This is a genomic window from Shewanella sp. 1CM18E (assembly GCF_023161665.1).
Classification (GTDB): Bacteria; Pseudomonadota; Gammaproteobacteria; order Enterobacterales; family Shewanellaceae; genus Shewanella.
This window is the reverse complement of sequence record NZ_JALNTW010000001.1, coordinates 678,095-699,219: the sequence shown is the minus strand read 5'-3', so window position 1 is coordinate 699,219 and position 21,125 is coordinate 678,095. Positions and strand designations below refer to the sequence as shown.

The window sequence follows — 21,125 nt, the reverse complement described above, 5'->3', positions numbered from 1 at the left end:
CGTTAGTTATTCCATGCTTCTGGTGCAAACAGGTAACCTTGACCCCAAACCGTTTTAATTCGAAATGGTGTTTCGATATTGTCACCTAGTTTCTTTCTTAAGCGGGAAATACGCACATCGATTTTTCGGTCTTTGCCATCAAAATCAATATTTAATAGATACTGGTAGATGTATTGGCGACTCATGACCTGACCTGCTTGAGAAGCCAGTAGCCATAATAGCTCGAATTCGTGACTGGTTAAGTCAACTTCGGTGTCACCTAAACGGATTGCTTGGGTATGTGGATCAATGCTTAACTTACCAAAACTGAGGCAGTGTGATTCAACTTGATCAGGTTTAGCTTGGCGACGCAATAGGTTGTTAATACGCGCAACTAGCAGGGCTGGGTCGACAGGCTTAACAACATAATCGTCGGCACCTAGTTCAAGGCCTTTGATTTGATCTTCATTTGAGCCTAGAGCACTCATCAATAAGATTGGACCGGCAAAATAGTCTGGTAACTTTTCACACAAGGTTAACCCGTCCATGCCTGGCAACATGATATCGAGTAAAATAATGTCAGGCTTATAGTTTATTAGGCGAGTCAATACTGTGTCGCCTCGGCGTTCAACTTCAACATGCATGCCATGGGACTTTAAAAAGTCGACGATCAAATTGGCCAAACGAATATCATCTTCGACTAATAATACTCTATGCGTAGATTGCGAGTTGGTCATTAGAATAAACTCCATGGGTTTCGGTATCGCCGCCTTACTTGAGGCGGAGAAGCTGGTGTTACTTTTAATTTTACACCCGCAATAGTCTCGTGTGTATCTTTGTCTATCATCACAAACTGAATATCACGATCAGCACTAATATTGACGGTTAAAGCGTGAATATCAGGTGACGTACTGCACCATTTTTTTAAATCTTTGTAGTCAGATATGATGCAAATCGTTTTGTTTGTTAATTCACCCCATTCAAGGGTGACTTCGATATCACAGGACTTTTTGTCTGCAGAAGTAATACAGATCTCTGGTGAGAGTTTAAGTAAAGGGGGGGATTCCTCAGTCGTATTTTGCGCAAACGCACTTGGGCTCAACAATGAGCCAGCCAAAAAACATAGGTAAAGTAGTTTACGTTTTGAAAGCACGCTAGTTAGAACCTATATGCTGCACTGACAAAATAGGTGCTAGTGTAATCTTTATCTAGTAAGGGACTATTGGCAATTTCATCTGCGATATCGGTATAGCGCGCGACAAAGAGTAGATTCCAGTTTTCAGTTAATACGTACTGCCCGGTAAACTCAATACTCTTATTCAACGCTGACTCCGCTTGATATGCTTGGTTCCAGTAGAGGCTTTCGCTAGCTCTTACGCCATAATAGTAATCAACTACCTCTTCACTCTTCCAGTCTAACACTGCAGCAAACTCAAAATTCCATCTATCTAAAGGAATATTGTAAAGCCACTTTAGTCTAGACTCCATTCCACCATGTACATCTAAAATATCATGGGCAATGGTTGCATGCACTATACCAAAACGGGTGTAAATAAAAGTCTCTACTCCGCCAAGATATGTAAAGTTTCGGTTTTCTAATTCACCAATAGATTTTGGGTCCGGGGTGCTCCGTGTCGTCATCGTACTTGCTAGTGGAGCAATCGCTGCATGGTTATTATCAGCATTAAGTAAGAAAATATTTGAAGGATCCCAGCGATGAAAAAAGGCGCTGTCATTACTAAAAGTGGTGATTAGGTTTACGGTGTAGTTTTCACCCTCTGCTAAGGTGTAACCAATGTTTCCATTATCAAAAAACCAACTGTCTCCATAATAAGCAAGAGTAGGGACCGCATACAAAGGGATATCTTCATAATCTTTAAGTGGGTTAGTTTTATTGCCGTAACCTATGGCAATACCAATGTCCCAACGACCAACTTCAATACAGTCGGTATTGTTATCACAGCTTGAAGGGGTGCTAGCAAAAGATGCTGTGGAAAATAGGCTAGCAGCCATTAATAATGCTAATAAATAAGGCATCTAAAACATTGACTCATGATTACAAAATTAACAAATGGACTCATAGAGTATCACTTATTGGAATAAAGCGGCATGTGAGATAAGCGCTTTGTTGCAAACTGATACAGCTTGAAATACAACCAAGGTAGAGATTGTTAAATCAGTTTGCACTATGGTTTCTTTCTAATGCTTAGTTGTTACTTATTGATATAGAAGTTATTTTAATTAAGCTTAACAAGGTGTGTGCAAAGTTTACTTCAAGGAAAGGGCTATGGAACTAGATACTATTCATACAGTTACTGGTGAAACTAAATTGCTAGATATAGAGATCCGTCACAGCAATGATAGCGATATTGAAGGTATTTGGCGGCTCTATAGTCAGCCAAGTTGCTACCGAGAAACGCTGCAGCAGCCTTTTCCGTCTTTGCAACTATGGCAAAAGCGATTAGTAGAACTACCTGAAAACGTTTATAGCTTAGTCGCTATAAGAGGTGGTGAAGTTGTTGGGCAAATTGGTATGGAGGTGTTTGCCAATCCAAGACGTAAGCATGTTGCTAACATAGGAATGGCGGTGCATGAAGAGTTTCGGGCCATCGGTATTGCATCTGCGTTGCTAAGTGCGATGGTGTCACATGCTCAAAATTGGCTGGCGGTGAGACGTATAGAACTTGAGGTATATACCGATAACCATTTAGCCATTAGCTTGTATAAAAAGCATGGTTTCATTATTGAAGGAGAAATGCGTGAATATGCGTTTCGCGACGGCGAATATATTGACGCATTTCTAATGGCTAATGTTAAAGATTAATCTTAGGTTAGGCTTTTTTAGCCGCTTTATCTTTAACAAACTGTATGGCGGTTTCATCAAGGCTGCGCTTAGAAAGGTAGCTTACGCCTTTAGCTTGTTTTAACAAAAAGCCTTGCTCAGTTTCAGTAAACTCAATTACATCGGCCCATAAAATCGTGCCTTGTATGTAAAATGAATCGTTGCTGATCCCTGATTCATTAAGGGTTAAGGTCACCTCATTGTTGGCCGCTTTACTCATCATTTGGCGCATCAACCACCAAGGTTTTCTAAATTTTACACTTAATGCTTCTAACGCACTTAGCGCGATTAAAAACCACGATGCATAGCCGTTAATGTTGGTCAGCATTAAGCCTGTACCCACAACGGCAAAGATAATCGCTTTCCGATAAGCTTTAATCGAGTTATCAATAACAGCCGATTCGTCATAGCACTCGCTAAAGTGGCTTTTATCTAAGGTATATTGGGTAGTGTAACTATATTCTTGGTTCATTGTTGCTCGTCATTACTGCAGTTTTACTACACTGCTTTGCATATTGTGGCAGATTATAGTGGTTAGTTTGCTGATAGTCGCTTAACTTGAACTTAAATTGCATTAATTAGATTTTACAAATGAAAAGGTAAACCTATGGCTAGCATCCCACTTGATTATGTTAATTATAAATCAACCTCAGTATTTGAAATTAATAGCGTACCTAAGATGTTTTTGCATTTGCACAATACCAAAGCAGGTGTTTTTGGCCAAATCCATGTATTGAATGGAGAGTTGAAATTTTATGGCTTTACTGACAGACGCGGTGAGATTGAGCAAGAGCTGATTATTAAGGCGGGTGAAGTCGCTGTATCACCGCCTCAGTACTGGCATAAGGTGGAGTTTTTAACTCAAAATACTCGCTTTAGAGTCGATTTTTGGGCCCATAAAGACTCAGAGATAGTCGCCCAAAATCTATCTGAACGAGACGAATAGTAAGCGATTAATGAAGTTGAGGTTTTATCGCTAAAATATCGCATTTTAATTGGTCAATAATCACTGCTGATGTATGGCCTTTTAATTCGCTGATCAGCCCATGATGTTCACCAGCGCCAATGACCAACAAGTTGGCATTACATTTATGGGCTACATTAGGAATAACATGGTCCGGTAAGCCTTGCTCTAAATGGAGGTGGTCTCGTTCAAGTTGATAGTTTTTTGCATTATCTAATAATCGTTGCCAATGTTGTTGTTTTTGCGCCTCATCTGAGCGGTGGTGACTATCAGGTGTAACCGCCATACTCCAGTTTTCTAATTGATAGCAGTTGACGAGATGAATGTCATTATCCAATAACTTAGCGAGTTGCTGAGTGTCATCAAGTAGGCATTGATTTAGCTGATGATGCTCAAGGTTCGATTGGCTTGTTTCTAGTGCAGTAAGAATGTGCCCGTGGGACTGCCAGCTTTTATTACCGACAATCATTATTGGCTGGACACAATCTCGTAGCAGGCGAGTGCCACAACTAGGGATGATCTCGTTAAGTAAAGAGTGTTGCTGGTTGTTAATGATAATTAGGTCGTAGTGGCTGTGAGCGCTTTCATTAATTAGCGCAGTATGATCTTTTACGTTGTTGATCGTTTTGACTTCAATTTCGACGCCTAAATGCTGATATTGGCGAATGAGCTTTTTGACAAACAACATAGGATCAAGGGCATTTTGCGGGATGAGCCCGAGCCGACTTAAAAGGTTATTGTTGGGGCGGTCTATTTTTAACGCGGTGACTTTAGCTTTGGTCTTTTGCGCAAGTTGCAGTGCTTTATTCAGTGCCACCTGCGTGGCAGAATGATTGTCGATTAGCGTTAAAGTATTGTGGTAAGCAATCATTAAAGTCGTCCGTTTCATTGCTCTACATTGCATCAACTGTAGTCTACAGCCCAGTAAATACCTGCACTTGCTAATATCAAATTACACTTAAAATAAAGCTTGTAAGCGTTTTTCAATCTACGACTTGTTAAGCTATTGATTTCATAGTTTTGGCATTTTTCCGCTTTGGCTAAATTCACAAAAATTCACAATATATAACGCCATTAAACGTTAACAACCTTTAACTTTAGTTTAACTTTTAAGATGGGTAAGCTAGTCGTTCAATGGATGGAGACGATATGAACACCGAAGATAAGCAAGTTACCTCTAAAATGGATGTTAAGCCAAAAGCTAAAATTACGACTATGAATAGTGGTTCTAGCACGTTAACTGATTTGTTTGCTATGCAAACTGAAGTGGCATTACTGCAATCTATGGCCCGCTCAAAAACACTCACGATTATGGTTGTGGTCGGTGTACTAGGTTTTGCTGGTTTTATACTGTTTTTATATAAAATGGCGGGTTAGTCGCTCAGGTTTATTTTTCACCTCAAACCACTTGCTAAGGAAAGCAATATGTTTATGTTTGCCGCTGAATTACTGTTTACCATCGTCTGGGATTATGTACTGTGTTATGTATTTTATGCGACAGGTGCAATCGTGCTTTATCTCTGTACTTGGGGAAAAGTGAACTATCCGTTGGCTCCAAGTACATTTTTATCCCATTCTAGAGTTAAAGGAAAATCGACGACCGATAAGCCCCTTTTAATGGGCATGGCCTTTTATATTATCTTGTTCATAGTTGCCATTTGGTTAGCTTAATTTGGCTAAGATGATTGCGCTTTTAAGTTATTAAATGAGTTGATCAAGCTCATTCATTATTACTTATGCGTTGCAACCTCAGCATTGGTACCGAAGCTTAAGCTGTTAACGGTAAAGCTTTAGTCATAGCGATTACGCAGGGCTGGAATATCTGTTAAGTATTCAACAAACTCTACTTCATAACCGTCAGGGTCGACAAAATACACATTGCGTCTGTAAGGGTCGTCCATACCGGGTTTTGCAATCTCATAACCCGCAGCTTGGAGCCGACTAACAACGCCATCAAGATCATCAGTGGCATAAGCAAAGTGAGCCAGTCCCACCTGGTGCCCGCTTAAATCGCGGTTATCTGCATCACCATCATCGTTAAAAGTTAAATATTGATAGTCATCGCCAAAGTGCACCCAGTTACGTTCAACACCATGCCAGGTTGACTCGCCGCCACCGCGTATTTGCCAGTGGGGAAATATCGCTTGGTAAAAGTGTAGAGCTGTTGGGATGTCTCTCACGACTAAGTTCAAATGCTCTAAATGAATCATATTACTCTCCTTGTTGTCGTTAATGTTGTTGGTATTTCACCTTATTGTTACTGATTAAGGCTACATGCCGTAACTGTATTCTTGCTGATTGGGATAAACCTGTTGTTGATGGTTAATTCGCACTGATTTTAATGCAGTGCTGTACTGGGCAAGCATATGCAAACTGTAGTCTATGCGCTGACGTAAATGTAAATCGCGATCTGATTGTGGTTGTGAGCCATTAAGCACATTCTCAGCATCTCGAATAATTAAATGATCAGGTGTTGGGACTAATTTATTATTTTTAAAGGCGTTCATTCTAAGCTCTGCAATCGGATAAGCGCCGTTAATGCCGCTAGCAACGCCAACAAGTAACGCGGGTTTATGGGCTGTGTCTTGACTGTTGGACATCAATAAAAAGTTCTTCATTAATGGGGATGCCGTGCCAGCCCACTCTGGGGTAATTAACACCAGTGCATCGGCCCTTTTTATTTGTTGAGCAATTAAAGGCCACTGGCTGCCATCTGCTGATTTTGAGCTAGGGTCGCCATCCCAGAATGGCAGTTGGTATTGACTCAATTCGATGTGATTAATCTTAGTAAAAGCTGAGTTTTGTTCCTTGAGGTAGCGGCCAACTTTTGCACTTTGAGATGGGCTTCTTTGGCTTGCACTTACGATAACTAATTCCATTTTAGTAAACCTTTTACTTTATTTAAGTTATAAGTAAAGTAATCTCTTTACATAAGAAAGTAAAGATATAGTAAATAAAAAAGTTTACTTAATTGTCGATTAAGTAATAATGGCATTAGTCATACTGCTTTGAGCTAGCAGTCATACTGCAGTGTTGAGGTAATAAAGAGGTGTCGATGAAGACAAGTGACAAGATTTTACAGATGTTAAAAACCCAAGGAGAGCTAACCGCTAAAGTGATTGCCTGTGAGTTAGGTCTAACAACCATGGGGGTACGTCAACACCTACAAAGCCTGGAAGAAAGCCAAGATGTGGTGTTTGAAGATAGAAAGGCGACTCGTGGAAGACCAACACGCTTCTGGGCGCTGACCCCGCAAAGTAATAGTCATTTCTCAGATCGCCATGAAGATCTGACGGTGCAATTAATCGATTCGGTAAAAGTTGTATTTGGTGACGGCGGATTAGAGCAGCTGATTAGCCATCGTGAGCAGGCAACCTATACCTTGTATAGCCAAGCTCTGGCGAATGTCGATGGTTTAGAAGCCAAGCTGGATATGCTAGCAAAATTACGTACTGACGAAGGCTATATGGCGACCGTTGAGCAGCAGCAAGGCGTATATTTCTTGCTAGAAAATCATTGCCCTATATGCGCTGCAGCAACCAAATGTCTAAACTTTTGTCGTTCTGAGTTACAGCTGTTTCAGACCTTGCTACAAGATGATGCGATAGTCAGTCGCGAAGAGCATATTATTGAAGGTGCACGCCGTTGCGCATATAAAGTCGTGCCTCATCGTCAAGGTAATAGTCAATAAGTATGGAATCGAAACGTGCACGCTTAGATAGATTTATTAGCGTTAAAACCGGTGTCAGTAAAAAAAACGTCAGAGTAATTTTAGCGAAGGGCCAAGTGCTGGTGGACGGAGAAATTGCCCGTGACATCGATTTAATTATTGATGAGTTCTCTCATGTCACCTTAGATGGGCAGATCCTGCAAGCTTGTCAGCCTAGTTACGTCATGCTGCATAAGCCCGTTGGTGTCGTCAGTGCTACAGTCGATGATAAACATAAAACGGTTATCGATTTGCTAGATAGAGATGATAAGCACAGCCTGCATATTGTTGGACGGCTTGATCTGAATACCTCAGGTTTATTACTGCTGACTAATGATGGCCGCTGGTCTAAAAAATTGATGTCGCCAGAGCATAAGGTCGGCAAATTATATCGAGTCCAGCTGCAGAACCCGATTGATGAATCCTATATCGCTGCTTTTGCTGATGGTATGTACTTTGAGTATGAAGACATCACCACATTACCAGCCAAGCTTGAGATTGTGGATGACCACACGGCATTGGTGACACTTATGGAAGGACGTTACCATCAAATAAAACGTATGTTTGGTCGTTTTCGTAATCCGGTTATTGGTCTGCACCGAATCTCTGTAGGCGCGATAACGTTAGACGCGGACCTTTCAGTAGGAGCAAGTCGCGACCTAACTGCAGATGAAGTGCGACAAGGTTAAGCTTTATCCAGTATTCGGTATTCAACTTCACTGCTCAGATTTTCAGTAGCTTATCTAGCGTAAGCATCTTACATAAAAACCTAGCGTAAGCGTTTAGCATAAGTATCTAAATTTAAACTTAATTGTGAGTTAGTGCCGGGAGCGTAATTCATATTTCAATGAGTTATTCATTCAGTGATAGTAAGCGGCTAGAAAGATCTATTTAGTTAGGATTTCTGACAACCCATCGCACATTTTTCGCCGCAAATATGCGGCTTTAGGCGTATTTGCTATCACTGTGACTTATCACTAATTTCTAAGCATTAGCCTTATCCAAACTAAGCTGAACCCGCCATTAAAGCTGCCAATATGTTATACCTTTAACTAATTATTCAACTTGCCTGACGAAACTATGCTTAATCAGTCGTTAAAAAAACTCGCTGAACTTGATGTGTTCTGCCTACTGGTTTTCAAAACACTTTATGAAAATGGTCATGCCAATACTACCGCGAACGAACTGCAAGTCTCAGCGCCTAAGGTGAGTCGCAGTTTAACCATACTCAGAGCGACATTTAATGACGAGTTGTTTTATCGGCGTCAGCAAGGACTCAAACCGACACCTTTGTCAGATTTATTGTATGAACCTATTTGCCACTTTTGTCGCAGCGTTGCTGCCATTGGCCAAGTAGCATTTAATGAAGTCGAGCCTCTTGAATTACCCACATTAAATATTGCGGTCACCCAAAGCATTATGAGTAGTTTGGCTATCAAGATTAGCCAGCACTCTAGTTGTGAGTTACTGGGGCAAATTAGGCTTCACTGTTGGGGCGGGGGATCTGCAGAGCTTTTACGTAATAACGAGTTAGATTTTGGTATTACCTTTGATACGTCACTGACTAGCGACTTTAATTGTGAGCTTATTGGCTCGCCAGATTCGATTTACGTTGCCGCGCGTGCACAGCATGAGATCTGGCAAAGCCTGCCAGATCTTAGATTAGAAGATCTCGCAAAACACCCATTTTTATACCTTGAGAGCAAAGGCTTTAACGACAAAATCGACCCATTTGAGATGTATTGTCGTAGTGCTAACGTCACGCTTGAAAAAATCGATAAAGTTAGCAGTAGAGAAGCATGGTTTTGTCACTTAATGACCATGGGAAGTGTCGCTTTTTTACCTGCAATAGAAGCCGAGGCCTGTAAAAAAATATCCGGGTTACGTACCGAAGCGTTAGCAGCAGAACAGGTGAAGTTGTTGCATGGTGATAGGATGTCACCTAAGTATTACTTTATTGAAAATAAGACCATTAACCACAGATATACCGCTTCACGTAAAGCGTTAATCATTCAGATGGTGAGTGATTTTTTAAAGTCAAAGTAGCCATCAAACTGGTTAATATTTGTCAGCTATTTTAAATGTTGAAATTGCCAGTTTCAGCAATCGAAATTACGTTTTTTGAATCTTTAAATTGTAATCACAAGTTCGGTACAAGCGCATTTCGCTTCCATCACATTGTTTTATATTTGTTGTACTGCACTAGCAGAAATATAACACCTATAAAGGGACAAAATGATGAGAACACACAAAAAATCTTTATTGGCCATGGCGCTCATTGCTGCCATTGGCCTAGTAGGTTGTAGTGACGGTGATGACGGACAAGATGGGGCGCCAGGTGAACCGGGAAATCCGGGGACACCTGGTCTACCAGCAGGTGCTGTAGTTGATTCCGTCAGCACCGCTGCTGACTATCATCTCACTCTATTGCCTAGCGATATTGTGGTGATTGGCAGTGATGACTTTTCGGTAAAATTCACTGTTACAGGTAAAAATGCTAAAGGCGAAGACACGCCATTTACTGGGCTTGAAAAAGTTGCGCTATATGTAATGAATCAGTCGGCGAACACCAGTGAAACAGGCGCGCCTCTGTTGTGGCAAAACCATTCATTGGCTAACGAGTTCGGCTCCAGTATGTATTGTTCTCCTACAGGTAAAACAGTGAGCTGGGGTAAAGAAGTTGATGCCTGTACGCTGGTTGAAGATACCGAAAATCCAGGGACTTATACCGGCACATGGGAGCATGATGGTAATGCGCCTATCGTTTTAGCTGATGGTAACCCTAATAACTTTTACCGAGTGGTGATCCGCTCATACGATATTAGCGACGACTCGGGCGCAGCAATATCCGATAAACTGCTGTCAACTCCGGTTGATTTTATCGCTGCTACGGGCGAGCTAGCCATTTCTGAAAAAGACTCAGTTTCCAACGCTGCTTGTATTAAATGTCATAGCCAAATGGACGGCTACCAAGCAACTGATCTGCGTATTGCCAACATTGGTGCTCACCACAATTATCAAAAAGTTGAAAACTGTGTTGCTTGCCATAATCCAGCCTATGCCGCTGACCAAAATGATCCAGAAAAAGGCTATAACCCAAATTGGAATGCAATGATCCATACCATTCATGGCGGGCATCATTTAGATCTACAAGGTGAAGCGAAAGAGATGTTTGGCGAAGTGGGTTTTCCATCTGAGCTAAATGAATGTACGACATGTCATGATAATGGCATGCAATGGAATGATAACGTATATGCAGAAGCGTGTGTTTCATGTCATACCAATGTCGACCTTGAAACTGGTGACGGTCACTTAGGTATTGTGCCTGAAAGTGACGCTGCATGTTCCGGTTGTCATGGCGCAGGTAGCTTAAGCCCAATGGAAGCTCATAAAGTGGGTGTGAGGGCGATGGCAACCGAGTCGATTGAGATTGCATTAAGCAGTGTTTCCTACACTGAAAGTGCTGTTGCTAATGAGGACGAAATAGTACTGACATTAGATGTCAGTATTGATGGCGCACCTGTCGCAGACGGTTTTGAATTTACTGGTTTCACTAAGTATGACGAAATTAAAACCGGTTGGATCACTGCTGATGGTACTTATTATGGCAGCGGCGCAGTGAGCCTTAGCGGCACAGCGGCATCTGCTGGTCAGTTAGTGGTAACCCAACTCGGTGAATACAACTTAGAGGGCAAGAGTATTGCGCTTACGCCACGCTTCTCAGTTTGCACTGACGCTAAAGGCGCATTGGTTAAATGTTTAGATGCCAATGGTGAAGCGCAATATGACATCGGTTATGTTGCGGTGAAAATGGCGCCAGCTTATTGGAATCTTGCCAATGCTGATGGCAGCAACGCCACCATCTCGCGCTTTAGCGACCCTGAGCGAGTAACGGCAGATGAAGCGAAATGTAATGCTTGTCATACATCGTTAGGTATTGCTAAGCACTATGGTGATGAACGTTTTGATCAATGTGTCGCTTGTCATAATGAAACATGGGGTGGCTCATATCATCCTGTTGTTGAGTACAAAAGTGATGAGCTTGATGCTGACGGTAATCCGATCTTTAAGACAATAGAAGGACTGACCTACAACACCAGAGATTTGTTTGCTGTGGCACACCGTTTTCATACCGGTCTTTGGGATGATAATCGCGGCGCACCAGCCATCTATGTTGATGCGGATATGCAAACTCAAGGTTATCCAGCTGTCGCCACTGAATGTAGTGCCTGTCATAAAGATGATGTGAGCTTATTTGCTGCAGATGGTGGTTTAGCCTCTGGTAAACGTGCTATTGCTGTTGATTCTGCGGCGACACAGTTTATTAGTCCTACGGCTGAAGCATGTAGAACTTGTCACGCTCACTCCGATGCTGCTGCAATGGCTCATTTTAAGAGCAATGGCGCGATAGTCGATGGTGAGCCGTCATCTACAGCGAATCTACCCGTTGAATCTTGTGCTACTTGTCATGGGGAAGGTAAGACCTATGGTATTGATAAAGTTCATAACGGAGGTGGCCACTAAATTAGAATAATAAATGCAATACCGGCGATGAGATCCCCTGCCTCTCATTAGCCATTGACCCTTTTGGGAGCCTACGGGCTCCCTTTTTTTGGCTATTTCCTGCACAAACGATTTATTTGTCGCTATTGCGAGTTAATGTCCAACTTTGTGAGCTGGTGCAATTTTTCGACACTTTCGGATTATTAAATTCATTAATTACTAATGTGCTAATGAGCCACTCTAGCGATCAGTGTCTCGCTTTTGTTAATTTTGAGACATTGATCTGGAACGTGTTTTTTGTTAAATGCTTGATTGCTAATGTTTTTGTAAGTCTTTGATTTTTAGTGCTTATAATCCTGCTGCCGAACGCATCAGTGGGATACATAAGCAATAGGAGGTATTTGCTCAGCGTAGTGGCTTCAACTAGAATGCGCGCGCTCAAATTAACTTAATTTAATAATGTGCCTTTAGTGAGGCGCATTTGTTAGTGAATACTTCCTGTAGGGGAACTCAATGTCTACACAACTAGCTAATCCTGCTCCACTTGGTCTAATGGGCTTCGGTATGACTACCGTGCTATTAAACATCCATAACGCAGGCTTTTTCCCAATCGATTCAATGATTTTAGCGATGGGTATTTTCTACGGCGGTCTAGCTCAAGTTATCGTTGGTATCATGTGCTTCAAGCGCGGTGATACTTTCGGTACTACTGCATTTACATCTTACGGTCTATTCTGGTTAACGCTAGTGGGTTTACTAGTAATGCCAAAAATGGGCTTCGCGGCTAGTCCTGCGGCGTTTATGGGTTGGTACTTACTTTTATGGGGCATGTTCACTGCTGCGCTATTTGTAGGTTCACTACGTTACCCACGTGCTAAGCAAGTTGTATTTGCTTCATTAACGATTTTATTCTTCCTACTTGCAGCTCGTGATTTCACTGGTAGCGAGTTAATCGGCACTATCGCTGGTTACGAAGGTATTTTCTGTGGTCTAAGTGCAATTTACTTTGCAATGGCTCAAGTATTAAATGCTGAGTTTGGCCGCGTTATTTTACCAGTAGGTCCAGTTGCCGTTGCTGCATACGAGCCAGCTGCAGAGAAACAAGCCGCTTAAGCTAACCACCAATTATCACTTATCTCCGATAATGCATAGTTAAAAGCGATAAAAAAAGCTGACCAATTGGTCAGCTTTTTTGTATCTGCGGTATAGCGGTTGCTATCACTTACTATAGCTATTAACGCTGTTGTAGCTTGAACAACCACTTACCGTATAAGTAAATTCCTACTGCCGAGATAGTACCAATAGCAGCAATAATGTACCAAGCCATACCAATATTGTGGCTGTTGTATAACAGAGTCGTTAGCTCTTGAGCCGGTTCGCCAGTAAAGGCGACTAGTGTGGTAAAGGCTTCACCTTGTGGAATGGCGCTAATTTCACTTGCACTCATGCCGCGCTCAGCAAGCAGTTCTAATGAGAAGATCTCTTTAGATGCATACATCTCATAGAGTTTAGGGCCAAAGTAACCTTCTAGTGTCCAGCCGATCCCTTGCGGTAGCATCACAAAGCCGAGGTACATCGCCTTTTTACCTTCAGGGGCAATGTTACCCATAAATTCATTCTTCTTTGGGCTGATCATCATCTCGCCGAAAGAGAACATCGCAATCGCTAATACAATCATCCACGCGGCATTAGTCGCGCCAATCAATACGAATGCAAAAATACTTAATAAACAGCCACCTAGCATAGCAGTGGTAATACGGTATTTAGCCGTTAACGCTGCCACTAAGAAACAGGTAGTCATAATCATACCTGCGTTAAGGTTAAGCATGCCCTCTGGCATCACCTTAGTACCGGTGTTATCAAGGCCGAGCCAGAACTGGAAGATACCGTTTGAGGTGCCTTCTGGACCAAATAGTGAAGTCACAATAACGCTGGTATCAACCCATTCGGCGATATGGATTGGTAGTACGTCAAATAGTGAGTTGAACAGGAACCAGAAACCTGCAAACACTAACATGTAGTAGATAACCACAGGCTTTTTCAGTTCATGCCATGCATCTTTCCAAAGCGCTTCTTGATGGATTTCACCGGCTTTAATTTTACGGTTACGTTCCATGCGCTCCTCTTTTCCTGGCTCTTTATAGGCAAGTAAGAATAGGAAGTTGAGCGAGATAATAGCTGCACAAGCATAGAATACATTGTCCCAAGAAAGCTGGCGCATATGCACCGCAACCAATGGTCCTAAGAAACCACCAATGTTGACCACTTGGTAGAAAATTCCCCAAGCCATAGAGGTATTTTGTCTACCGGTTGATAGCACTAAAGTGCCTTGAATACCGGGTTTAAAAATACCTGTACCACCGGCAAGTAAAATGGCACCAAACAAGAAACCATAGAAACTGGGGAAGAATGCCATCACGAGATAGCCGGCAATCTTGATAAAGGTCGAGGCGAAAATGGTTTCTTTATAACCGACTCGGTCTGAGATCCCGCCGGTAAAGACAGGTATAAAGGTCTGCATAAATGCCCAGATCGCGATAATAATACCGTAATCGCTGAGGCTAATACCTAGACCGCCTTCTGAGGTAGGTGCTTTTGCATATAGACCTGCACTGGCTTTAACGCCGTAGTAAGCAATTCGCTCTACGAGCTCCATGCCACCGACAATCCAAAATATATAACTTAAGCTGGCAATAGAGGCCCACATACCAAGCTGTTTAACTTCCCTTAGGTCGTTATCTGCATAAGTATCTTTCGAATCACTCATAACTTTCCTTCAATTTTTGTAATTATTTATAGTTATTTTGTATGTTTTTATTGTGTTGGTTTTGAGTATGTCGAACGTGTGACTCTTTACCAAAACGCTGCAAGCTTGTAATTGCAGCAGACACTTTACCTAATTTGTTGTTAAACGCAAAAGTGTTAATTTTCACTTTAGTGAGCTTTAAGCAGCTTTTAATTCGTTTAATTGCCATAAAAGAGTGTGGGATCGGCAATGATTGGCTGTATTTTTGAGTAACAGCAGAGGATTTGAATAGACTAACGAAATGCCGGCCTGTTTATGTGTGGTTTATAACTGCTGCATAATAAACGTAAATTCAATCGTCTAATTTCTAATGTTTATACCTAATGTTTAATGCTTAGGAATCGTGGCAAAAGGAAATGCGAAACGGGGATAGGTAAAGGGGGAGCAAAGCTTAAGCTAGATAGCTGCCAATACTCGCAGCGGTGAAATCATTAACGCAAGTACCAGCAAAAATGTGTGTACTTAACTGATGGTGATGTCAGTTAAGTAGCGCGGCAAAGAGTGGGGCGGTGAGTACCATAGCAATACCTGTAAAAATCATAGTTAGGCTGGCAATAACCCCCTCTTGGTGACCAATCTCATTTGCTTTAGCTGCGCCAGCGCCATGAGCAGAAGCCCCTAATGCAACGCCTTTGGCAATCGAGCTTTGAATGTTAGCGGCTTTAAATAATGGCTCACAAATCAACATTCCAATCACGCCGGTAAGTAACACCAACATTGCAGTGAGCTCAGGTATGCCACCAAATGAGCCTGTTGCTTCAATGGCAAATGGAGTCGATACCGAGCGCACCATCAAGCTGTGGGATAACTCTGGTGGCAGATTGGTTAGCTTTACGAGTAGCCAAGATGAACCGAGCCCAAGTAATAAGCCACAAACAACACCTAGACTAAGTGTGATTGGATATTGGCTAATCAACTTGCGCTCACGATAAATAGGCACGGCAAATGCAATGGTGGCAGGAGCCAACATTGCCGCTAAATAGTGGGTATAGCTAAAGTAGTCACTCACATCAATTTGTAAAGCGACCACAATAACCAAGATCGTAATTGGCGCTATTATGATTGGCGCGAGCCATATTCTTCGCTGGCGGCGATATAGAGCTTTACTTGCAAAATAACCTAGTAAAGTTAGCGCCAAACAAAATAATCCTGTTGCTGAGTGACTCATGCTGCTTGGCGCTCCGCCGGGTTTGTTTGTAATTGTGAGGTTTGTGCTGATGTTAATGCTTGCTCTGCAGCTTGAATCGCTTGATGTTGTAAACGCTTTTTGTGCTCAAATTTAAATAATTTATCAACAGCAAATGCGGTACCTAAAAGCACGCAGGTACTCGCTGCTAGCATGGCGCTAATTAATACTGCGCCAAAATGCTCTAGTAAGGCTTGATACTTAATGACTGCTACAACAGGTGGAATGAAAAACAGCAGTAACTCACCAATTAACCACCTTGAAGCAAAGCTTACGCTGCGCTCTGGGACTAATTTCAATGACAGTAATAACAGTAATATTGTTAAGCCGATAACACTGCCAGGAATAGGGGAGTGGAGGTAAATAGCTAAGGTTTGACACAACCAAGCAAAGCCACAAAAGCCGGCGACTTGCAGGGCAACAAGTACGCAGTGTTTGATATTTTTGTGGTTAATCTTGGCGAAAATAGCCATGGTTGTTTCCAGAGCAGTAAACGTAGCGAATGCGTGTTAGTTTACGCTTGCTTATTAAATAGAAAAAATGAATATTAAGAATGCTATCTATAAATATTGGTTATCTAAATGGATCTCAAAGCGCTGCAACACTTTATCCAAGTGGTCGATGCTGGTGGTTTTGCTAAGGCGAGTCATGTGGCATGCCTGACTCAACCTGCTCTGTCTAAAGCGGTAAGAATGTTAGAAGAAGAACTAGATATGGTGTTGCTTGAGCGAGGAAAACGCGGCACCCAGATAAAACTCACTGCGGCAGGGGAAGTCGTATACCAGCACGCTCAGCAATTACTTACTGGGCGTCAGGCACTGCTGCATGAACTTGATGCACTGCGTAATTTAAGCGGTGGCAGCTTGAAACTTGGTTTAGCGCCGCTTGGCAGCGCTGAACTGTTTGCTCCGGTGATTGCTAAGTTTAGGCAACTGTACCCAAAAGTTGATATGCAACTTTTAGTGCGTGGCGGTATTGAGCAAACACTTGCACTACAGAAAAATGAGATTGAGTTAGCTACCGGCATTATCGCCTTTGATGGCGAGTTTGATGGCTTAAGGATCCGTAACGATCCTATGGTGGTTGTGGTACCTAAAACTCACGAGTTAGCAAGTTTTAAGGAGCTGCAATTAACGGATTTACGTGCATTAGCGCAGGTGATGTTTGAGCCTGAATATGCACTCTATGAGTTGATTTTAGACGCCTGTAACAAAGCAGGCTTTGTACCAGCTGAGATCACTCGGGTGAGTCACGCTGATTTTGGCATCGCATTGGTGGCCGCTGGCACAGGCATTATGGTGTTACCGCAAATTATAGCTGAACGCTATCGGGTCGATGCGGTTGTGAACGTGCCACTTGCGAGTGAAGATTTACGTTGGGAGTTATCGCTGTTTTGGCGCAAACAACAAAGCTTGTCTTTTGCTGCTAAGGCGATGATAGAACTGGTTAAGCAGCAGCTTGAGCAAACATCTGCTGATTAGTTACGCTGGCCATAAAAAAAGCCTAGCTCTTAGCTAGGCTTGATATTTGCGGGGGACTAGCGTGACACTATTTCGTCACAACCCAGAGTGCATGCAGTAAGCCCGGAATAAAGAATAACAAGCATAAAATAATATTAATCAACAGGTCTTTACCTACACCGCTTTTTAAAAATACTGCTACTGGAGGTAATAAAATCGCGATGATGATGAGTAACAGTTTATTGGTATCCATATAGTCATGTCCTTTAGCCAGTTAGTTGATTTTTATGTCTGGTTTACTTAGTTAATGCTGTTTAAAACTTAATCTATATTTCAAGGCTTGTAAATGTTGCTGCTATTGAAATAAAAGCCAACTTAACTCTTGTTGAGCCTAGCTGGCTAATTGTTATGAATTACCTTTACCTCAAGTGTTTACCTATAGTGGCCAAGGTGATGTGCCATCAATGGCCACAGCTTGCAGATCTAGGCCTTTACAGTATTCGCCAGGCGCATAAACATAAATCTGCTTAGCGATGCTGGTAAAACCAAACGAGCTAACCTGATCTTTCGCTGCTTGAGTGGTCGCTAAGCCCCACATTTGATAAATTTGGCGATAATCCAGTTGGGCTGAATAGCTCATGGCAATCATCAAAAAATCATTGTTTGAGATAGTCTTGGCTGTATCTAAATCAAATTGATTGAAACCAAGTTGAGTCCGTTTTTGTAGCCAGATTTCATCTGAAGCCTTAGCTCGCTCAAACTCCCGCAATAAAATATGCAGCCTAGCAAGCAGGTGCCAGCCATTGTCTAACTTGCCATAATCTTGAGCCGCGACCATCATTTGCAACATGGTAGCCATACCATTAGACCAACTAGTAAGATTGGCTGCTTGCATATAAGCAAATGGATCTGGCTGATTTACACTGGCTTGTAGTACGGCAAACTCATCGTCAATGTCCAACCCTTGGCATGATGGTAGCTTACCAAGTTCTGTATATGCTCGGGATTTAGTGTAATAAGAGTATGGATTAGTTGATGCATGACCATCGTGGCCATCAAAACGTAAGCGGCCTTTTTCGAGACCGTGGCCTAGTTCATGAATGTCGCCATGGCCGGTTGGGCTAAATGACCAGTATGCATCGTAAGGATTACCAGAGCAGCCATAACCACAAGTTGCTTGGTCGGCATTCATATGTTTTACGGTGTCTATGGTATCAATCTGCCAGCCTTGACTGCTGGCAAACTCAGTAATTTCAGCCACATCATCGATAAATGGGCCTTTAAAGCCTGCTAATAAATGCGGATAGTTATGTACTTGAGTCATAATAGCATTGGCCATTTTTTCAGGTGTATCCCAAAGTGGCTCATGCTCCATGGTTTGTTGCATTTTATCTAGCTTAGAGTGTACTTCAAAATGCTCGCTTGCAAGTTCACTCCAATCGTACTGCTCTGCTGCCAAGTCTTGCATAAACTTGTTCTCGTCCATTCCCTTACGCCAATATGGGTGTAACCCAATTTGTTGAAAGTCTAATTGGGTGGCTAAGTCGCCTTGGTCAAAGCTAATTTGCATAGGCCCGCCATAAGGGCTGGTTAATTTAATGGTTTCGCCCGCTTTAACTTCAATATGCGTTGACTGCAACAATTTAGGGCGGCTGTAGCCATTAGTGGCAAACTCATGAGTTGAACCGGAACGTAAGCTGTTTACAAATACCCAAGTGCGTACAGGGCTATTGTCGTTACGAGTTACACTTACTGTTTGACCCGGCAATGCGTAAACGCCAGCAGAGCGAAAGCCTTTCTTACTCTCAAGATTAATGGTTTTATCTGTTGCTGTTATATGGCTAAAATCAACCCGGCTAAAATTGCCTAAGTCTTTTGGCACAGGGTTAATATCGCGATAGTTATAAACGCTATGGTCAGCGTAATAAGCTTTTAAATAACTTAAGCTATCGGTTGTTGCGACATCCATAGGGTATTGAATATCTTGGCGATAAATATCACCTAATAGGATAAGCAATTTATAAAGTGAGTAATCAGCTTGGTCAAAAATGTCCTGTTTACTCGTATCTAACGCTTTGATGTTGTTTCTAATATTACTCAATGCTGGGCGATAGGCATCGTTAAATTTAGCATCACAATTAGTTGCACAATTAGCGAGATTAAAATCGGTTTGCTGAGTATCGAATAGCGATAACCACATTTGTTCACTATCAAGCGCATTGTAGTTATTAAGCATATTAGCGGCTGACAGCCAATCAGCCTTATCTTGGGAAAAGTAATTGCCAGGGCCGCCAACACCTTGCATGCTAAAGCCCATAGGGTTAAGCACAGTTTGGGTTAGTGGCACACTGTTCCAGCTATGCAAGTGCATATATAAAAGTGGCTGTTTGTCAGATTGAATTTGTGCGATAAGCGGCTTAACTTGCTCGATAGTAAAGAGTTCGGAAGAACCTGTGATCACTAATTGGGCATCAGATAAACAGATGCTTAACGCTGTCTCTTCACTACAAGTTTGCACTTGCCAGTTTGGGTAGTGTTGATTTATCCAACTGGTAATTCGACTTACTGTGTTACCACTCATTAGAAACAGTCTAACTTGTTGCTCCTGTGCTAGTTGGCTTGTGTCTTGGTTTAACAGCCAAGTTAATAGGCGTTTAAAGCTAGCTTCAAACTCAAGATTATTGCCTTGCTGCATACTCGAAATGATATCAGTGCCAAACGCAGCATTGCGCTGACCAGCTCTATCATTTACTGCGGCAAAAGTGAGCCCTTTGTTACCTGTCACTATGCTGTAGGCTTTGCTATCTGGGTATGCGTGTTCAGCGCCTGATAGTTGGATCATTTGTGAGTGACGACCTTGATCGTATATAACTGGCTCACCTTGATAGATATTCTCAAGTAAGGTTTTGCCGTCTAAACGATATTGCTCAATATGCAATAGAGCACGTTTTACTATATGGGTTGATTGCGTGGCCGCAATGCTGGCATCACCAGTTCGCATAGCGGTAGAAATTCTATCGTTTAATTGCAGGTTAATTTCAGCTGTCGCGGTTTGGTTTTGGCTATCGGTGACACTTAAGCTAAGTGTAATGCTGGCATCTTGAGTTAATTGGCTTGCATCTATTGTGACACCGCTAATACTTGCGTTTGATAAAGAGACCTCGGGTCCAGACTCTTGCTGCCACTGAAAAGTAGCATTACCGGATGCGTAGACTGTGACCTCAGCATTTAACTGTAGGCTTTGATCATTCCAAGCCGTTATATCTTCGCTAAGTGTAACTGCAGGTGGTTGGGCTGACGGGACAAGGTTTTCGTTGTCTGTCGCTGCTGAATCATCTGATCCCCCACAACCAAATAGACCGATTAAGATACAACCCGATAAAAACCAATGTTTCATATTGTTAACACTCTGTTTAATTTGTGTCTATCTTGAGTGTTTTTACTGTTTGAATCAAATGTAATTGAAATTTATTTATATAAAACAATGGTTAAGTCGGTTTTTTGACTTTGTCATCAAATTGACTTCTACAGTATGCGGTTGAGTCGATGTACATAAAATGTATAGTCTGACGGCAGCATTTTACGGCAAGATGGAATATTACAATTGACAGTTAAAGCGAAAATTAGCCCGCGTTCTTACAGCCTAATAAATGCTCGTTGTCGACATTAGTCATTG

General features: G+C 42.1%; 22 protein-coding genes. 10 read left to right on the top strand and 12 right to left on the bottom strand.

What is annotated here, in order from left to right; genetic code table 11:
* Positions 1–2 precede the first annotated feature (2 nt).
* The 3 genes from MSG37_RS03040 to MSG37_RS03030 are packed head-to-tail and all read right to left on the bottom strand — an operon-like array spanning position 3 to position 2,016.
* A complete protein-coding gene (locus tag MSG37_RS03040; protein WP_028765873.1) occupies positions 3–716 on the bottom strand; it encodes a response regulator in 714 nt (237 codons plus the stop codon).
* Positions 716–1,132 carry a DUF3019 domain-containing protein gene (locus MSG37_RS03035; protein ID WP_248469067.1) on the bottom strand — a complete coding sequence of 139 codons (417 nt, stop codon included), beginning with the start codon at positions 1,130–1,132 and terminating at the stop codon, positions 716–718. The genes MSG37_RS03040 and MSG37_RS03035 overlap by 1 nt, the downstream gene beginning before the upstream one ends.
* A gap of 5 nt (positions 1,133–1,137) precedes the next feature.
* The gene (locus tag MSG37_RS03030; protein WP_248469066.1) at positions 1,138–2,016 is read right to left on the bottom strand and encodes a MipA/OmpV family protein; all 879 of its coding nucleotides are present in this window, start codon (positions 2,014–2,016) and stop codon (positions 1,138–1,140) included.
* A gap of 250 nt (positions 2,017–2,266) precedes the next feature.
* Between MSG37_RS03030 and MSG37_RS03025 the strand changes: the two genes are divergently transcribed.
* Positions 2,267–2,803 (top strand): GNAT family N-acetyltransferase, encoded by a 537-nt coding sequence (locus MSG37_RS03025; RefSeq protein WP_248469065.1) that lies wholly within the window; start codon positions 2,267–2,269, stop codon positions 2,801–2,803.
* A gap of 7 nt (positions 2,804–2,810) precedes the next feature.
* Here MSG37_RS03025 and MSG37_RS03020 read toward each other — a convergent pair whose 3' ends face one another.
* On the bottom strand, positions 2,811–3,293 hold the full coding sequence (locus tag MSG37_RS03020; protein WP_248469064.1) for a YcxB family protein: 483 nt from the start codon (positions 3,291–3,293) through the stop codon (positions 2,811–2,813).
* Positions 3,294–3,428: 135 nt separating this feature from the next.
* Here MSG37_RS03020 and MSG37_RS03015 point away from each other — a divergent pair, with 135 nt between their 5' ends.
* Positions 3,429–3,767, top strand: coding sequence for a DUF1971 domain-containing protein (locus MSG37_RS03015; RefSeq protein WP_248469063.1), 339 nt, complete (start codon positions 3,429–3,431; stop codon positions 3,765–3,767).
* Between the two features lie 7 nt (positions 3,768–3,774).
* Here the strand turns inward: MSG37_RS03015 and MSG37_RS03010 are convergent, their stop codons facing one another.
* Positions 3,775–4,674 (bottom strand): universal stress protein, encoded by a 900-nt coding sequence (locus MSG37_RS03010; protein ID WP_248469062.1) that lies wholly within the window; start codon positions 4,672–4,674, stop codon positions 3,775–3,777.
* A 260-nt stretch (positions 4,675–4,934) separates the two neighbouring features.
* Between MSG37_RS03010 and MSG37_RS03005 the strand changes: the two genes are divergently transcribed.
* Both MSG37_RS03005 and MSG37_RS03000 read left to right on the top strand, forming a co-directional pair.
* Positions 4,935–5,162 carry a hypothetical protein gene (locus MSG37_RS03005; RefSeq protein WP_248469061.1) on the top strand — a complete coding sequence of 76 codons (228 nt, stop codon included), beginning with the start codon at positions 4,935–4,937 and terminating at the stop codon, positions 5,160–5,162.
* 48 nt (positions 5,163–5,210) lie between these two features.
* A complete protein-coding gene (locus MSG37_RS03000; RefSeq protein ID WP_248469060.1) occupies positions 5,211–5,456 on the top strand; it encodes a hypothetical protein in 246 nt (81 codons plus the stop codon).
* A gap of 119 nt (positions 5,457–5,575) precedes the next feature.
* Here MSG37_RS03000 and MSG37_RS02995 read toward each other — a convergent pair whose 3' ends face one another.
* Complete coding sequence (locus MSG37_RS02995; RefSeq protein WP_248469059.1) at positions 5,576–5,995, bottom strand: VOC family protein; 420 nt, start codon at positions 5,993–5,995, stop codon at positions 5,576–5,578.
* A gap of 60 nt (positions 5,996–6,055) precedes the next feature.
* The gene (locus MSG37_RS02990; RefSeq protein WP_220779321.1) at positions 6,056–6,664 is read right to left on the bottom strand and encodes an NAD(P)H-dependent oxidoreductase; all 609 of its coding nucleotides are present in this window, start codon (positions 6,662–6,664) and stop codon (positions 6,056–6,058) included.
* A 176-nt stretch (positions 6,665–6,840) separates the two neighbouring features.
* Between MSG37_RS02990 and MSG37_RS02985 the strand changes: the two genes are divergently transcribed.
* From MSG37_RS02985 to MSG37_RS02965, 5 genes are all read left to right on the top strand, one after another.
* On the top strand, positions 6,841–7,476 hold the full coding sequence (locus tag MSG37_RS02985) for a metalloregulator ArsR/SmtB family transcription factor (RefSeq protein ID WP_248469058.1): 636 nt from the start codon (positions 6,841–6,843) through the stop codon (positions 7,474–7,476).
* A 2-nt stretch (positions 7,477–7,478) separates the two neighbouring features.
* On the top strand, positions 7,479–8,183 hold the full coding sequence (locus MSG37_RS02980; RefSeq protein WP_248469057.1) for a pseudouridine synthase: 705 nt from the start codon (positions 7,479–7,481) through the stop codon (positions 8,181–8,183).
* Positions 8,184–8,559: 376 nt separating this feature from the next.
* A complete protein-coding gene (locus tag MSG37_RS02975) occupies positions 8,560–9,540 on the top strand; it encodes a LysR family transcriptional regulator (RefSeq protein ID WP_248469056.1) in 981 nt (326 codons plus the stop codon).
* A 192-nt stretch (positions 9,541–9,732) separates the two neighbouring features.
* On the top strand, positions 9,733–12,018 hold the full coding sequence (locus MSG37_RS02970) for an OmcA/MtrC family decaheme c-type cytochrome (RefSeq protein ID WP_248469055.1): 2,286 nt from the start codon (positions 9,733–9,735) through the stop codon (positions 12,016–12,018).
* 492 nt (positions 12,019–12,510) lie between these two features.
* Positions 12,511–13,110, top strand: coding sequence for an acetate uptake transporter (locus MSG37_RS02965; RefSeq protein ID WP_220779327.1), 600 nt, complete (start codon positions 12,511–12,513; stop codon positions 13,108–13,110).
* 121 nt (positions 13,111–13,231) lie between these two features.
* Here MSG37_RS02965 and MSG37_RS02960 read toward each other — a convergent pair whose 3' ends face one another.
* The 3 genes from MSG37_RS02960 to MSG37_RS02950 all read right to left on the bottom strand — a co-directional run bounded on the left by MSG37_RS02960 (position 13,232) and on the right by MSG37_RS02950 (position 16,462).
* Positions 13,232–14,764, bottom strand: a complete 1,533-nt coding sequence (locus MSG37_RS02960) for an MFS transporter (RefSeq protein ID WP_248469054.1) — start codon at positions 14,762–14,764, stop codon at positions 13,232–13,234.
* Between the two features lie 517 nt (positions 14,765–15,281).
* The gene (locus MSG37_RS02955; protein ID WP_248469053.1) at positions 15,282–15,971 is read right to left on the bottom strand and encodes an LrgB family protein; all 690 of its coding nucleotides are present in this window, start codon (positions 15,969–15,971) and stop codon (positions 15,282–15,284) included.
* On the bottom strand, positions 15,968–16,462 hold the full coding sequence (locus MSG37_RS02950) for a CidA/LrgA family protein (RefSeq protein WP_248469052.1): 495 nt from the start codon (positions 16,460–16,462) through the stop codon (positions 15,968–15,970). The genes MSG37_RS02955 and MSG37_RS02950 overlap by 4 nt, the downstream gene beginning before the upstream one ends.
* Before the next feature lie 108 nt (positions 16,463–16,570).
* Here MSG37_RS02950 and MSG37_RS02945 point away from each other — a divergent pair, with 108 nt between their 5' ends.
* Entirely contained in the window at positions 16,571–17,470 is a 900-nt protein-coding gene (locus tag MSG37_RS02945; RefSeq protein WP_248469051.1) for a LysR substrate-binding domain-containing protein, read from the top strand.
* Between the two features lie 67 nt (positions 17,471–17,537).
* Here the strand turns inward: MSG37_RS02945 and MSG37_RS02940 are convergent, their stop codons facing one another.
* Both MSG37_RS02940 and MSG37_RS02935 read right to left on the bottom strand, forming a co-directional pair.
* Positions 17,538–17,702 (bottom strand): YqaE/Pmp3 family membrane protein, encoded by a 165-nt coding sequence (locus MSG37_RS02940; RefSeq protein ID WP_012144718.1) that lies wholly within the window; start codon positions 17,700–17,702, stop codon positions 17,538–17,540.
* Positions 17,703–17,885: 183 nt separating this feature from the next.
* Positions 17,886–20,846 (bottom strand): ImpA family metalloprotease, encoded by a 2,961-nt coding sequence (locus tag MSG37_RS02935; RefSeq protein WP_248469050.1) that lies wholly within the window; start codon positions 20,844–20,846, stop codon positions 17,886–17,888.
* Positions 20,847–21,125 lie beyond the last annotated feature (279 nt).

Excerpts from the sequence above, each read along its gene's own strand:
- MSG37_RS03040 (WP_028765873.1), bottom strand. The coding sequence starts at position 716 with ATGACCAACTCGCAATCTACGCATAGAGTATTATTAGTCGAAGATGAT.
- MSG37_RS03030 (WP_248469066.1), bottom strand. The coding sequence starts at position 2,016 with ATGCCTTATTTATTAGCATTATTAATGGCTGCTAGCCTATTTTCCACA.
- MSG37_RS03025 (WP_248469065.1), top strand. The coding sequence starts at position 2,267 with ATGGAACTAGATACTATTCATACAGTTACTGGTGAAACTAAATTGCTA.
- MSG37_RS03020 (WP_248469064.1), bottom strand. The coding sequence starts at position 3,293 with ATGAACCAAGAATATAGTTACACTACCCAATATACCTTAGATAAAAGC.
- MSG37_RS03015 (WP_248469063.1), top strand. The coding sequence starts at position 3,429 with ATGGCTAGCATCCCACTTGATTATGTTAATTATAAATCAACCTCAGTA.
- MSG37_RS03010 (WP_248469062.1), bottom strand. The coding sequence starts at position 4,674 with ATGAAACGGACGACTTTAATGATTGCTTACCACAATACTTTAACGCTA.
- MSG37_RS03005 (WP_248469061.1), top strand. The coding sequence starts at position 4,935 with ATGAACACCGAAGATAAGCAAGTTACCTCTAAAATGGATGTTAAGCCA.
- MSG37_RS03000 (WP_248469060.1), top strand. The coding sequence starts at position 5,211 with ATGTTTATGTTTGCCGCTGAATTACTGTTTACCATCGTCTGGGATTAT.
- MSG37_RS02995 (WP_248469059.1), bottom strand. The coding sequence starts at position 5,995 with ATGATTCATTTAGAGCATTTGAACTTAGTCGTGAGAGACATCCCAACA.
- MSG37_RS02990 (WP_220779321.1), bottom strand. The coding sequence starts at position 6,664 with ATGGAATTAGTTATCGTAAGTGCAAGCCAAAGAAGCCCATCTCAAAGT.
- MSG37_RS02985 (WP_248469058.1), top strand. The coding sequence starts at position 6,841 with ATGAAGACAAGTGACAAGATTTTACAGATGTTAAAAACCCAAGGAGAG.
- MSG37_RS02980 (WP_248469057.1), top strand. The coding sequence starts at position 7,479 with ATGGAATCGAAACGTGCACGCTTAGATAGATTTATTAGCGTTAAAACC.
- MSG37_RS02970 (WP_248469055.1), top strand. The coding sequence starts at position 9,733 with ATGAGAACACACAAAAAATCTTTATTGGCCATGGCGCTCATTGCTGCC.
- MSG37_RS02965 (WP_220779327.1), top strand. The coding sequence starts at position 12,511 with ATGTCTACACAACTAGCTAATCCTGCTCCACTTGGTCTAATGGGCTTC.
- MSG37_RS02960 (WP_248469054.1), bottom strand. The coding sequence starts at position 14,764 with ATGAGTGATTCGAAAGATACTTATGCAGATAACGACCTAAGGGAAGTT.
- MSG37_RS02955 (WP_248469053.1), bottom strand. The coding sequence starts at position 15,971 with ATGAGTCACTCAGCAACAGGATTATTTTGTTTGGCGCTAACTTTACTA.
- MSG37_RS02950 (WP_248469052.1), bottom strand. The coding sequence starts at position 16,462 with ATGGCTATTTTCGCCAAGATTAACCACAAAAATATCAAACACTGCGTA.
- MSG37_RS02945 (WP_248469051.1), top strand. The coding sequence starts at position 16,571 with ATGGATCTCAAAGCGCTGCAACACTTTATCCAAGTGGTCGATGCTGGT.
- MSG37_RS02940 (WP_012144718.1), bottom strand. The coding sequence starts at position 17,702 with ATGGATACCAATAAACTGTTACTCATCATCATCGCGATTTTATTACCT.
- MSG37_RS02935 (WP_248469050.1), bottom strand. The coding sequence starts at position 20,846 with ATGAAACATTGGTTTTTATCGGGTTGTATCTTAATCGGTCTATTTGGT.